Raw genomic sequence first — 13,051 nt, forward strand, 5'->3', positions numbered from 1 at the left:
AAAACTCCTTGCGATTAAACAAACGAACATTCACGGTCGAAATTCATTCAATTTTGCGTAAAAAGACATCCGTATATTATCAAATGGATCAGTGGGTTAAAAAGATTGTCTCGGAAATAAACAGGAAGGTGACAAGTACGATTCATTTGGGTATAGTCTAGCGTATTTATCAATATAACAGGATGTCAGTCATGTACACAGGCTTAGACTTTCAACTGGGCGAAACATATGACATGTTACGAGACAGCGTCAACCAATTTGCCCAAACTGAAATAGCTCCTTTAGCTGCACAAATCGATGAAAAAAATACTTTTCCTAATCAACTCTGGAGAAAACTGGGAGAAATGGGGTTGCTTGGTATCACCGTAAGTGAAGAATATGGTGGTGCCAATATGGGCTACCTCGCACATGCCATAGCAATGGAAGAGATATCCAGAGCCTCCGCATCAGTTGGTTTAAGTTATGGCGCGCACTCTAATTTGTGCGTCAATCAAATCTTTTTAAATGGAAACACTGAGCAAAAACGAAAATATTTGCCTAAACTTATAAGCGGAGAATATATTGGTGCTTTGGCAATGAGTGAATCCAACTCAGGGTCCGATGTAGTCAGCATGCAATTACAAGCTCGTTCTGCTGGAGACAAATACATTCTCGACGGCACAAAAATGTGGATAACCAACGGTCCTGACGCCGATGTTCTAGTTGTCTATGCTAAAACAGAAAAACAAGCTGGAAGTAAAGGAATTACTGCATTTATTATCGAAAAAGGAATGCCTGGTTTTAAAACAGCACAAAAACTGGACAAGCTTGGGATGCGTGGGTCAAACACATGTGAATTGGTATTTGATCAATGCGAAGTTCCTTCTGAAAATGTTCTGGGAATAGTAAATCAAGGGGTCAAGGTATTAATGAGTGGCTTGGATTATGAGCGTACGATTCTTGCTGCTGGACCAGTTGGAATTATGCAAGCTTGTATGGATGTTGTATTACCCTATGTCCATGAACGTAAACAATTTAACCAGGCGATAGGTGAGTTCCAATTCATTCAAGGCAAACTGGCTGATATGTACACTGACTTGAATGCTTGCAGAGCTTATCTGTACGCCGTTGCCAAGGCTTGTGACAGTGATAGGGTTAGTCGTAAAGATGCTGCAGGAGTTATTTTATATACTGCAGAAAAAGCTACACAAATGGCTTTACAGTCAATACAGATTCTTGGAGGAAATGGTTATATTAATGAATATCCTACGGGACGTTTATTAAGAGATGCCAAGTTGTATGAAATTGGGGCAGGCACTTCTGAAATAAGAAGGATGCTAATTGGTCGTGAACTTTTTAAAGAAACAGCATAAGGAATGAGGCAATGGAACATAATGATGTCGTGATAGTCGCAGCAAAAAGAACACCAATGGGAGCTATGCTAGGCAATTTATCTGCACTTTCCTCTCCGGAGTTAGGAGCAGTAGCACATATGGCAGCATTGTCCCAATCTGGTATCGCTCCAGCAGAAATCGATGAAGTGATCAGTGGTTGTGTATTACAAGCAGGTATTGGTCAAGCCCCTGCCAGACAAGCGGCAATTAAAGCAGGGATACCTAACTCGACTGGAGCCACGACTATTAACAAAATGTGTGGTTCAGGCATGAAAGCTGTGATGCTTGCACATGATTTAATTAAAGCAGGTACGGCTAATGTAGTTTTGGCTAGCGGTATGGAAAGTATGAGTAATGCCCCCTATTTATTATCCAAAGCACGTGCAGGATATAGATTGGGACATGGCGAACTGAAAGATCATATGTTCCTTGATGGATTAGAAGATGCCTATGATAAAGGACAACTAATGGGTTGTTTCGCTGAAACAACAGCAAAACACTTTAATTTCAGCAGAGAACAACAGGACGAATTTGCCTTACGTTCAATGACCAGAGCGCTAAAAGCAATAGAAAGTGGCGTCTTTCAAGACGAAATCGCTCCGGTTACCTTAACTACCCGTAAAGGAGATATCACCATTCAAGTGGATGAAGGGCCTGATGCAGCCAAACTTGCCAAAATACCCCAATTAAAGCCAGCATTTCAAGCAGATGGTACAGTCACAGCAGCCAATTCAAGTTCCATTTCAGACGGAGCAGCCAGCCTAATTTTAATGAGCGCAGCAAATGCAGAGAAACGAGGCATTAAACCATTGGCAAAAATCATTGCACATTCAAGCCATTCCCAAGCTCCACAATGGTTCACAACCGCGCCTGTTGATGCAATCCGAAAGGTAATGAACAAAGCATCTTGGAAACAAGATGATGTTGATCTTTTTGAGATTAATGAAGCGTTTGCAGTAGTGGCGATGGCTGCGATTACTCAGCTTGAATTAAACCCGGAACAAGTCAATATTCATGGAGGGGCTTGCGCTTTAGGACATCCCATTGGCGCTTCAGGAGCTCGCATTCTAGTTACTTTGATGCATGCTTTAAAACACCAGGGCAAAAAACGCGGCGTAGCCTCTTTATGTATAGGTGGTGGTGAAGCTACAGCTATGGCAATTGAGCTAATTTAGCAGTTAAGATAACCTGGGTCAAAATAAAACTTTTACCCAGGTTTTTTATATTAAAACTGGTTGCAATTTGTATTTGCCGCCACATAATGTTTTACCTATTAAAACCAACTTGGTTATAACAATAATAAAGGATGTACATGCTAAGACATAGTCTCATTTACCTTCTGCTAAGTATTCTTATCGTAGTATTTGCAAAATATGCCCATCTTATCGTAGTTTATATCGATATGTTTTTCACTTATGTTAATTTAAAATTAACACCTGTTTTCAGCCAAACAGGTTGGGGACTGATTATCAGAAAAATTCTAGTCCTTATGTTATTACCCATAATCATTGCAGGAATCCCAGCGCTAATTTACCGGGCACTCAAGGGAAAAGAAATGCCCCATTTTATTGCGATTGTCTGGATAATATGGACCATTATAGTCTTGAGTGATATTTTGATTCGGTAAGGATAAAAAATGACCAAGTTAACTACTCAAATCAATACTGGCAGCCAGGAATTCAAAAATAATCAGGCGAATATGCAAGCATTGATTACTGATTTAAGAGAAAAAATACATCAAATTTCTCTGGGCGGAGATGAAAAAGCGCGACTCAAACATCAGCAAAATGGCAAATTACTTCCAAGAGAGCGCTTACACCAGTTGCTGGATCCAGGCAGTCCTTTTCTTGAGCTATCTCAACTTGCTGCCTATCAAGTCTATGAAGACACAGTACCCGCAGCAGGAATAATCACTGGAATTGGAAGAGTTGCAGGAAGCGAATGCGTTATAGTTGTCAATGATGCCACTGTTAAAGGCGGAACATATTATCCTTTGACCGTTAAAAAACACTTAAGAGCACAAGAAATTGCAATAACAAACCATCTTCCATGCATCTATCTGGTGGATTCAGGAGGCGCTTTTCTACCTCTGCAAGATGAGGTTTTTGCTGATAAAGAGCATTTTGGCCGCGTTTTTTATAATCAAGCGCAAATGTCAGCATTAAACATTCCTCAAATAGCTGTGGTTATGGGATCCTGTACAGCTGGAGGAGCCTATGTGCCCGCCATGGCGGATGAATCTATTATGGTTAGGAATCAGGCAACAATATTCCTGGGCGGACCTCCTCTTGTTAAAGCAGCAACAGGAGAAGTAATTAGCGCAGAAGAATTAGGGGGCGCGGAAGTTCACTGCCGTCATTCAGGAGTATCTGATCACTATGCGGAAAATGACGCTCACGCGCTTCATCTGGCGCGAGTGGCCATTAGCAATTTAAATCGTAAAAAACCCGAGTCCATTCACAGAGTAGATACAGTGCCCCCTCTTTATGACAGTGAAGATCTTACGGGAATCATTCCTACTGATCCTAGAAAGCCTTTTGATATAAGAGAAATTATTGCCAGAGTGGTGGATGGTTCAGAATTTGATGAGTTCAAAGCACTTTTCGGAACAACCCTGGTTTGTGGTTTTGCCCGTCTGTATGGATATCCTATCGGGATTATTGCTAATAATGGCATACTGTTTAGTGAAAGCGCGCTAAAAGGCAGTCATTTCATTGAACTGTGCTGTCAACGTAAAATACCGCTGATATTCTTGCAAAATATTACAGGATTTATGGTTGGTTCTAAATACGAAGCATCAGGTATTGCCAAACATGGAGCCAAAATGGTGACGGCTGTTGCCAATGCTAATGTACCAAAATTTACCATCATTGTTGGGGGAAGTTTTGGGGCAGGTAATTACGCCATGTGTGGCCGGGCATATGCTCCTCGTTTTATCTGGGCCTGGCCTAATGCACGCATCTCAGTAATGGGTGGGGAACAAGCAGCGAATGTGCTCGCTCAAATTACCAGAGAGAAATATACAAAGCAAGGAAAAGAATGGTCACTCGAAGAAGAGGAGCAATTTAAAACTCAAATGCGAAACCAGTATGAAACTCAGGGAAATCCTTACTATGCCAGTGCCAGGCTTTGGGACGATGGAGTTATTGCGCCTCAGGATACACGTAAAATACTCGGACTTGGATTATCTGCAGCCTTAAATGCACCGATTGAAGATACTCGCTTCGGTGTATTTCGTATGTAAAAGTAAGGGAACAATGGCATGAGTGATTTATTATACGAAATTCAAGATAAAGTAGGCTTACTGACTATGAATCGAATCAGTAAGCATAATGCATTTGATAATCAACTGCTCACTGAAATGCAAGCACAACTTGACTCCGCAATAAATGATACTAACGTTCGGGTCATAGTACTTAAAGCGAATGGAAAGCACTTTTCAGCTGGCGCTGATTTGACCTGGATGCAAAGCATGGCCAACTTTACTGAAGAGGAAAACCTGGAAGACAGTATGGTATTAGGTAATTTAATGTATAGTTTCAGTCAAAGCCCGAAACCTACTATCGCCATGGTGCAGGGTGCTGCTTTTGGTGGAGGAGCGGGATTGGCTGCAGCATGCGATATAGCTATTGCATCTACTTCAGCACGCTTTTGCTTTTCTGAAGTGAAATTGGGTCTCATTCCAGCAGTAATTAGTCCCTATGTAGTTAGGGCAATAGGTGAGCGCGCAGCAAAAATGTTATTCATGAGTGCCGAAGTTTTTGATGCCACACGTGCATACTCCTTTAATCTAGTACAGCACTGTGTCCCAGATGACACCTTGTTGGAGTTTACTCTCAAATACGCCTCTCAAATCAGTAATAATGCACCAGAAGCGGTTAAAAACTCAAAACAACTGGCACAGTACGTTGCTAATAAAAAAATAGATGAAAAACTGGTTCACTACACTGCTTCTCTGATTGCTCATAAAAGAGTTTCTGCTGAGGGGCAAGAAGGGCTTAAAGCATTTCTCAATAAAGAAATACCCAACTGGAATAAAGGTTCTGGACATGTTTAATAAAATATTAATTGCTAACCGAGGTGAAATAGCCTGTCGAATCATTAAAACAGCACATTCTATGGGTATTCAGGCCGTTGCGGTTTATTCAGCAGCAGATAGAAACAGCCTTCATGTGCGATTAGCCGATAGTGCCTATTATATTGGAGAAGCATCAGCTAAAGAAAGTTACCTGAATATTGATCATATTATTCAGGCAGCAAAAGAAAGTGGAGCACAAGCTATCCATCCTGGTTATGGATTTTTATCTGAAAATCCTGATTTTGCCAAAGCTTGTGAGCAGGCAGGTATTGTTTTCATTGGTCCCTCCATCAAAGCGATGGAAGCAATGGCATCCAAACAATTGGCTAAACAACTTCTTGAAAAAACAAAAGTCCCACTTACACCGGGTTATCATGGGATTGAACAATCTGAAGAAAAATTGTTGAGCGAAGCTAAAAAAATTGGATTTCCCGTACTGATTAAAGCTGCTAATGGCGGTGGCGGAAAAGGAATGCGTGCAGTACATAACGAAAAAGAATTTCATGACGCATTGGCAGGAGCCAAAAGAGAATCTATGGCGTCCTTTGCGGATGAGACTATGATAATTGAGCGATTAGTTCTTAATCCTCGTCATGTTGAAGTACAAGTCATGGCGGACAATCATGGAAATGTTGTTCATTTGTTTGAAAGAGATTGTTCAATTCAGCGTAGGCATCAAAAAATTATTGAGGAAGCCCCTGCCCCCAATTTATCACCTTTTCTTCGACAAAGACTAGCGGAAGCAGCTTGTGAAGTAGCTCGCTCCATCAGCTATAGAGGTGCTGGAACAGTAGAGTTTTTGGTAGACGGTGAGGACAAATTCTACTTCATGGAAATGAATACGAGACTTCAAGTAGAACATCCTGTTACAGAAATGATTACAGGGCTCGATCTTGTCGCATGGCAAATTAAAGTTGCTGCGAATGAAACATTGCCTTTGCTTCAAAATCAAATTAAAGCTGAAGGCCATGCAATCGAGTGCCGTATATATGCCGAAGATCCTTATCAGGGTTTTATACCTTCCATTGGTCAACTTCAATTCCTAAAAGAGCCTTCGGGTGACGGCATACGTATTGATACAGGTGTTACTTTGTCCTCAGAAATAACAAGGTATTATGATCCCATGATAGCCAAGCTGATTGCCTGGGGACATAATCGTGAAGAAGCGTTACAACGGTTGGAGAGCAGCCTGGCTCACTATGACATTGGTGGGGTAAAAACAAATATACCGTTTCTAAGAGCCATTTGCCAACATGTTAAATTCAAAGAGGCAAAATTAAGCACCGATTTTTTAGAAAAAGAAAGCATAAGTCTACCTAAGCCTGATAATGAATTGACTTTATTCTTGGGTATAAGTTGTGATTATTTGGGTATGGTTAACCATACTACAGATCCATTGTTACAGGAGACATTTGCCTGGCAAATGCATCTTTTAAGCCATTGGGTATGGCGTTATCAACTGAACTCCACGATGATTGAAGTTCAGATTACACCTATAGATAATAAGAAATTTAAAGCAAAAATCGATAATAAGGAAATAGTTATTCACGCCAGATATGATTTGGACGAGCTTATTATTGAAATCAATCAACAATCAATAAAAGCCAGAGTAGAAAGCAAGGACCATCATTTGATCTTTTATACTGACAAAGGTCAACTTTCAATCGAACGCTTCTATTGGAACAAGCTGGATGCTCAAACATCTGCCCACAAAGGCCAATTAACGGCACCAATGCCTGCCACTGTCGTTGCCATTTTAAAAAATATCGGTGAACAGGTAAAAGCTGGAGAAAGTTTAATTGTTCTTGAGGCGATGAAAATGGAACACACTATTCATGCTCCAATCGATGGCATATTATCAGATATTTTTTATTCTGTAGGTTCTCAAGTGAATGAGGGAGCAGAATTGTTAGCACTCAGCGAATCGGATACTTAAGAGAATATTTATGGACTATCCTCAGCATGCGACAATAATCGAAGTAGGTCCCAGAGATGGTTTACAAAATGAACCATCTTTTCTCCAGAGCGATAAGAAAATTGAATTAATCAATTTACTCAGCCAGACAGGGTTGAAAGAGATAGAAGTTACCAGTTTTGTTTCTCCAAAAGCAATTCCGCAGCTAGCCGACAATGAAGAAGTATTCCAGTCTATTAATAAATCTCCCTCCATCAACTACTCTGCCCTAGTTCCAAACGAACGAGGAATGCTTAAAGCTCTGGAAATAGGAGTACAAAATATTGCGGTATTCACTGCAGCCAGTGAATTATTTAATCAACGTAATATCAATTGTTCTATAAAGGAAAGTATAGAGCGATTTAAACCTGTTTTAGAATTAGCAAAAACCAATCAAATGAGAGTGAGAGCTTATATCTCCTGTGTATTAGGTTGTCCCTATGAAGGACATATACAACCCAATCAGGTTGCTGACGTCACTAAAATGCTTCTTGATCTGGGCGTACACGAAATTTCGCTAGGAGATACTATTGGTGTAGGAACTCCCAAACAAACTCAGTTGCTTCTTGATGTCATACTACCCATACTTCCTATCACACAATTAGCCATGCATTTTCATGATACCTATGGACAAGCCATAGCAAACATCTATGCTTCCCTGAAGTATGGAGTTAACCGTTTTGACAGCTCTGTTGCCGGTCTTGGGGGTTGTCCATATGCTCGGGGAGCTAGTGGCAATGTTGCCACAGAAGACGTACTTTACCTGATGCATGGATTGGGTATCGATACAGGTATAGATATATTCAAAATTGTTGCTGCCGGAGATATGATTTGTAAAGCATTAGGACGAAAAAATCAATCTAAAGTAGCTAATGCAATGCTAGCCAACTCCTGTAGTTAGGAAATTTTATCATTTTTGGCTTTGATAAGAGCTAAAGAGCGGAAACTTAAAGTGAAATCTCCAGTTTTGTGCTAGCCTATACTAATAAATAATTGATGAAATTTTATAGCGTAAAGCCCAACATTAAAAACAGAACTATGAGAGAAATTTTCATGAACGATAAAGTATGGATACCTAAAAACCCAGAACAAACAAGAATGTGGCAATTTATGGATTTTGCCGCAAAAAAACATTGTCAAGTTTTTGAAAATTACCAGGACTTACATACCTGGTCAGTAAAGCATCCTGAGTCATTCTGGGAAACTCTTTGCCTTTTCTTTAAATTGGACTTTGATACACCGCCCCATCAAATTCTGAATTATTATTCTGAAATGATCGAAGCACGCTGGTTTTCAGGAGCTCGCTTCAATTTTGCTCAAAAATTATTAAATCGTAGGGATAATCATCCCGCTCTCATAAGCCTTGATGAAAATGACCACAAAACTGTTATTAGTTATGCTGAGTTATATGAAAAAGTAGCTCAATGTGCCGCTGGCCTTAAAGCAGTTGGAGTCACTACTGGCGACCGGGTGGCAGCAGTGATGCCTAATACTTCTTATACAATCATTGCCATGCTGGCCACGACTTCTTTAGGGGCAATCTGGTCATCCTGCTCACCTGATTTTGGTACCCAGGCTGCACTTGATCGGATAGGACAAATTGAACCTAAAGTACTTTTTATTTGTGATGGTCATCAATATCAAGGTAAGAAACACAGCAGCTCAGAAAAGGTTGTGCAACTTCCATCTGCGATTAAGTCTCTAAGACATGTAGTTATTTGTCCCAATATTGATGAAGAAATTAACCTCGAGCAACTACCCTATGCATCGTATTGGAGTGATTTTATAAAACCAGCAAAAGAATGTGACTTCATTTCTCTTCCTTTTGATCATCCGGTTTATATTTTGTTTTCTTCGGGAACAACGGGTAAGCCTAAATGTATCGTGCATGGTGCAGGAGGGACTTTAATTCAGCATCTGAAAGAATTAGGTCTTCATTCGGATATTAAAGCCACAGACAATTTATGTTTTTATACAACATGTGGCTGGATGATGTGGAACTGGACTGTTTCAGCATTGGCGTTGGGAGCTACCATCACTCTATATGAAGGTTCCCCAACCTACCCCACAGACAACAGAATGTTTCGACTGATAGATGAAGAGAAAGTCACTGTATTCGGAACCAGCGCTAAATTCATATCCGCTATAGAAAAAGCCGGGGTAAAACCAAAAAGTGAATTTCAATTATCTGAATTACGCTGCATCTTGTCTACTGGTTCCCCGCTTCTACCTAAAAACTATGATTTCGTCTATGAACATATTAAAAAAGATCTGCAATTAAGCTCTATTTCAGGAGGAACAGACATCATTTCTTGTTTTGCATTAGGAAATCCTATTCTCCCTGTTTATCGGGGTGAATTACAATGCATTGGATTAGGTATGGAAGTTGCAGTGTATGATGAACAAGGCCATTCAATCAAACAGAAACGCGGTGAGTTGGTTTGCACCAAACCATTCCCTTCCATGCCAGTCTGTTTTTGGAATGACAAAGATAAACAGGCTTATACACATGCTTATTTTGAACGCTTTCCCGGCGTGTGGGCGCATGGTGATTTCGCAGAAATAACTGCTCACAATGGATTAATTATTCATGGTCGTTCTGATGCCATATTAAATCCAGGGGGAGTTCGCATAGGAACAGCTGAAATTTACAGACAAGTCGAAAAAGTCGATGATGTTGTTGATAGCATAGTGATTGGTCAAGACTGGCAAGATGATGTCCGAGTTGTGTTGTTCGTTAAATTACGTGAGGGAAAAAAACTGGATGACGAATTAATCCATCTCATCAAAACGACTATTAGAAAAAATGCGTCACCACGACATGTACCGGCAAAAATACTGCAAGTTCCAGACATTCCTAAAACTCTGAGTGGTAAAGTAGTGGAACTCGCCGTCAGACAAGTTGTTCATGGTCAATCAGCAAGTAATTTACAGTCTTTGGCGAATCCACAAGCATTAGAATATTTTAAAGACAGAGAAGAATTGAAAAGTTAAAATAGCATGAAAATAAGCATTTTCAGCCCCAATCCCTATTAAAATTCATCTCATATCTATGGAAGGGCAACCGCAAGAGTTGCCCTTTAATTACAATATTTATTGTTGGAATTAAGAACTATAATACCCTTCATAATACGAGGAAAACTCGTTTAACCAAATACTTTAAAACCATCTCCTAATTTACAATTCATTTGGTAACTACCTAATCGCTCATAACTACTTGCATTTAATACAGTAGTTTTAATAGAGGCCTCACCTTCTGAGTCTAAATTAAATTTGCTGTAATCAAATATAGGTGTACCACGAGCCATAGGATCATCAAGAGTAAAATGTCTATCTGAGGCTGTAACACGGTTATCACCGACTACCATAACAGCATTCGGAGTAACTGAAACTATCGCGGAATTCAATGGCATTTCTGAAGTGCATTTTTTTAAATTAATTACAAAAGTGATTCGCTTTCCTTCTGCTATGGCATCGACTATATTTTGAAAAGTTTCTAATTCTACTGCTGCTTGTGCTGCGAAAGAACACAGTGCAAAAACTGCCAACAACATCTTTTTCATGAGTAATGTTCCTTGTATTAAAACCGGCTTAAGGTTGCCAATAAGAATTTATCTTGTCAATCCTCAGCTAAAATAATTCCTTTCTGACCGAGTCCTATTTATCAACTGGTTCATCCGTAGAATTTCTCGTTATATAATCTGCAATCCCACCAATAATCATGAAAGCAAATCGATATACCTCCTTCAATCAAGATTTTTCTTTGTTTATGAATCCAGTTTGTGTATACTTGTGCATAGCGTCGATTTGAAACACAGCTTGCGGACGCTCAAAAGATATATTCCTCTGTTTAAGATAATGAAAACTCTAAAATCGAGGTAAAACGCAATTATTGCTTTTTATTGATTCAGATATCTTTTGAAAATACGGCTAAAGCGGTAGCTTCCTAATCCCCACTTTATGCCCCCGCAAGCGATAATCCCAGGTTATAATAATGATTGAATTATGTGGGCTAAAAAAATCTTTCTCCGGTAAAATCGCCTTAAACGATATTAATTTATTTATTCAGGAAGGTGAAATTTTTGGAGTTATAGGGAAAAGTGGAGCAGGAAAATCAACATTATTGCGTTGCATTAATCTACTGGAAAAACCTGACGAAGGTGAAGTCATTATTGATGGACAGAGTTTGATGACCCTTTCCAGAAAAGATTTAGCCTTGGCTCGTCACAAAATTGCCATGATTTTCCAACATTTTAATTTGTTAAACTCAAAAACTGTTTTTGATAATATAGCCCTTCCAATGAGAATCCAGGGTATAGACGAAGAGTCGATCAAACAGAAAATTGAAGAACTGCTTCCCGTTGTCGAGTTAACAGATAAAAAGGATGCTTTCCCCTCGCAACTTAGTGGTGGGCAAAAACAAAGAGTGGCAATTGCCCGAGCGCTGAGTTGTTCCCCCAAAATTCTACTGTGTGATGAAGCCACTTCAGCCCTTGATCCTGAAACTACTGATTCTATATTATCGCTACTAAAAAAAATCAATGAATTGTATGGAATTACTATTGTTTTAATTACCCACGAAATGGATGTCGTAAAACGAATCTGTCAAAGACTGTCTGTCATGGTTGATGGCAACATTGTTGAAACCACTGCTTTATCTAACATTTTCAATAAGCCAGAGAGCCTCGCTCGCAAAATGCTTTATGCACAAATTAGCCCCGAACTACCAACCTGCCTTACACGCAGATTGGCAGATTATGCTACCGAAAAGCCTCTCGTAAGATTATTTTTTCAGGGCGAGGAAGCCACGGTACCTTTTATCAGCCAAACCAGTAGAGAATTGAACATGGACATCAATATTCTACTGGCAAACATCGATCGTTTTGATGGTGTGACCTGTGGTGTTTTGGTTGTTGAATTAACAGCGAATCCTTTATTGCTTGAAGCATTTATCAATCGTTGCGAACAAGCTGGTATTACTGTGGAGGTTTTAGGCTATGTCCTACCAGATGGTTTATGATTTACTTGCTGCTACAGGAGAAACACTGTATATGGTGTTTTTTAGTACTCTTTTTGCAGTGCTTCTTGGGTTGCCTTTAGGTATATTGCTGTACTCATCATCCCGGATAAAACCAAACGTCGGACTGAATAAAATGTTGTCTGCGCTGATTAATATTTTCCGTTCCATACCTTTTATTATTTTACTTGTCGCTATTATTCCATTCACCAGGCTAATTGTTGGTACCAGCATAGGGATCAATGCCGCAATCGTCCCACTAACAGTTGGTGCGACACCTTTTTTTGCAAGGCTAGTTGATAATGTTCTCCAATCGCTACCCCTTGGTCTTATAGAAACCGGGTATTCTATGGGAGCTAACACACGCCAAATTATTTTACATATCATATTACCTGAGGCACAATCAGGATTAATTCATTCCATTACAGTGACAGCGATAACTCTGATTAATTATTCAGCCATGGCAGGAGCTGTAGGTGCAGGAGGATTAGGTACCTTAGCGATCAATTATGGTTATCAACGCTTTAACGCTGGCATTATGATAGCTACTGTAATTGTATTAATCATTTTGGTCCAACTAATACAAATGGTTGGAGACTACTTAGCTAAACGTAGCACACATTATTAAT

The 13,051-nt window shown here is 39.8% G+C and carries 11 protein-coding genes; 10 read left to right on the plus strand and 1 reads right to left on the minus strand.

Annotated elements, in window-relative coordinates:
* Nucleotides 1-191 precede the first annotated feature (191 nt).
* From EL201_RS09335 to EL201_RS09370, 8 genes are all read left to right on the plus strand, one after another.
* Nucleotides 192-1,352 (plus strand): isovaleryl-CoA dehydrogenase, encoded by a 1,161-nt coding sequence (locus EL201_RS09335; RefSeq protein WP_027222008.1) that lies wholly within the window; start codon nucleotides 192-194, stop codon nucleotides 1,350-1,352.
* Nucleotides 1,353-1,363: 11 nt separating this feature from the next.
* On the plus strand, nucleotides 1,364-2,548 hold the full coding sequence (locus EL201_RS09340; protein WP_027222009.1) for an acetyl-CoA C-acyltransferase: 1,185 nt from the start codon (nucleotides 1,364-1,366) through the stop codon (nucleotides 2,546-2,548).
* 137 nt (nucleotides 2,549-2,685) lie between these two features.
* Entirely contained in the window at nucleotides 2,686-3,000 is a 315-nt protein-coding gene (locus EL201_RS09345) for a hypothetical protein (RefSeq protein ID WP_027222010.1), read from the plus strand.
* Between the two features lie 9 nt (nucleotides 3,001-3,009).
* A complete protein-coding gene (locus tag EL201_RS09350; RefSeq protein WP_027222011.1) occupies nucleotides 3,010-4,617 on the plus strand; it encodes a carboxyl transferase domain-containing protein in 1,608 nt (535 codons plus the stop codon).
* A gap of 18 nt (nucleotides 4,618-4,635) precedes the next feature.
* Nucleotides 4,636-5,430 (plus strand): enoyl-CoA hydratase-related protein, encoded by a 795-nt coding sequence (locus tag EL201_RS09355; RefSeq protein ID WP_027222012.1) that lies wholly within the window; start codon nucleotides 4,636-4,638, stop codon nucleotides 5,428-5,430.
* Nucleotides 5,423-7,387, plus strand: coding sequence for an acetyl/propionyl/methylcrotonyl-CoA carboxylase subunit alpha (locus EL201_RS09360; RefSeq protein WP_027222013.1), 1,965 nt, complete (start codon nucleotides 5,423-5,425; stop codon nucleotides 7,385-7,387). Before EL201_RS09355 ends, EL201_RS09360 begins: the two co-directional genes overlap by 8 nt.
* 10 nt (nucleotides 7,388-7,397) lie before the next feature.
* Nucleotides 7,398-8,306 (plus strand): hydroxymethylglutaryl-CoA lyase, encoded by a 909-nt coding sequence (locus EL201_RS09365; protein ID WP_027222014.1) that lies wholly within the window; start codon nucleotides 7,398-7,400, stop codon nucleotides 8,304-8,306.
* A gap of 152 nt (nucleotides 8,307-8,458) precedes the next feature.
* Nucleotides 8,459-10,399, plus strand: a complete 1,941-nt coding sequence (locus EL201_RS09370) for an acetoacetate--CoA ligase (protein ID WP_027222015.1) — start codon at nucleotides 8,459-8,461, stop codon at nucleotides 10,397-10,399.
* A 152-nt stretch (nucleotides 10,400-10,551) separates the two neighbouring features.
* Here the strand turns inward: EL201_RS09370 and EL201_RS09375 are convergent, their stop codons facing one another.
* Nucleotides 10,552-10,968, minus strand: coding sequence for a VirK family protein (locus EL201_RS09375; protein WP_027222016.1), 417 nt, complete (start codon nucleotides 10,966-10,968; stop codon nucleotides 10,552-10,554).
* Nucleotides 10,969-11,399: 431 nt separating this feature from the next.
* Here EL201_RS09375 and EL201_RS09380 point away from each other — a divergent pair, with 431 nt between their 5' ends.
* On the plus strand, nucleotides 11,400-12,425 hold the full coding sequence (locus tag EL201_RS09380; RefSeq protein WP_027222017.1) for a methionine ABC transporter ATP-binding protein: 1,026 nt from the start codon (nucleotides 11,400-11,402) through the stop codon (nucleotides 12,423-12,425).
* Nucleotides 12,403-13,050 (plus strand): methionine ABC transporter permease, encoded by a 648-nt coding sequence (locus EL201_RS09385; protein ID WP_027222018.1) that lies wholly within the window; start codon nucleotides 12,403-12,405, stop codon nucleotides 13,048-13,050. Before EL201_RS09380 ends, EL201_RS09385 begins: the two co-directional genes overlap by 23 nt.
* Nucleotide 13,051: the final 1 nt, after the last annotated feature.

It is taken from the genome of Legionella pneumophila subsp. pascullei, assembly GCF_900637585.1.
GTDB lineage: Bacteria > Pseudomonadota > Gammaproteobacteria > Legionellales > Legionellaceae > Legionella > Legionella pascullei.

Bases quoted from the DNA above. Each gene is read 5' to 3' on its own strand.
- EL201_RS09335 (WP_027222008.1), top strand. From the start codon at position 192: ATGTACACAGGCTTAGACTTTCAACTGGGCGAAACATATGACATGTTA.
- EL201_RS09340 (WP_027222009.1), top strand. From the start codon at position 1,364: ATGGAACATAATGATGTCGTGATAGTCGCAGCAAAAAGAACACCAATG.
- EL201_RS09345 (WP_027222010.1), top strand. From the start codon at position 2,686: ATGCTAAGACATAGTCTCATTTACCTTCTGCTAAGTATTCTTATCGTA.
- EL201_RS09350 (WP_027222011.1), top strand. From the start codon at position 3,010: ATGACCAAGTTAACTACTCAAATCAATACTGGCAGCCAGGAATTCAAA.
- EL201_RS09355 (WP_027222012.1), top strand. From the start codon at position 4,636: ATGAGTGATTTATTATACGAAATTCAAGATAAAGTAGGCTTACTGACT.
- EL201_RS09360 (WP_027222013.1), top strand. From the start codon at position 5,423: ATGTTTAATAAAATATTAATTGCTAACCGAGGTGAAATAGCCTGTCGA.
- EL201_RS09365 (WP_027222014.1), top strand. From the start codon at position 7,398: ATGGACTATCCTCAGCATGCGACAATAATCGAAGTAGGTCCCAGAGAT.
- EL201_RS09370 (WP_027222015.1), top strand. From the start codon at position 8,459: ATGAACGATAAAGTATGGATACCTAAAAACCCAGAACAAACAAGAATG.
- EL201_RS09375 (WP_027222016.1), bottom strand. From the start codon at position 10,968: ATGAAAAAGATGTTGTTGGCAGTTTTTGCACTGTGTTCTTTCGCAGCA.
- EL201_RS09380 (WP_027222017.1), top strand. From the start codon at position 11,400: ATGATTGAATTATGTGGGCTAAAAAAATCTTTCTCCGGTAAAATCGCC.
- EL201_RS09385 (WP_027222018.1), top strand. From the start codon at position 12,403: ATGTCCTACCAGATGGTTTATGATTTACTTGCTGCTACAGGAGAAACA.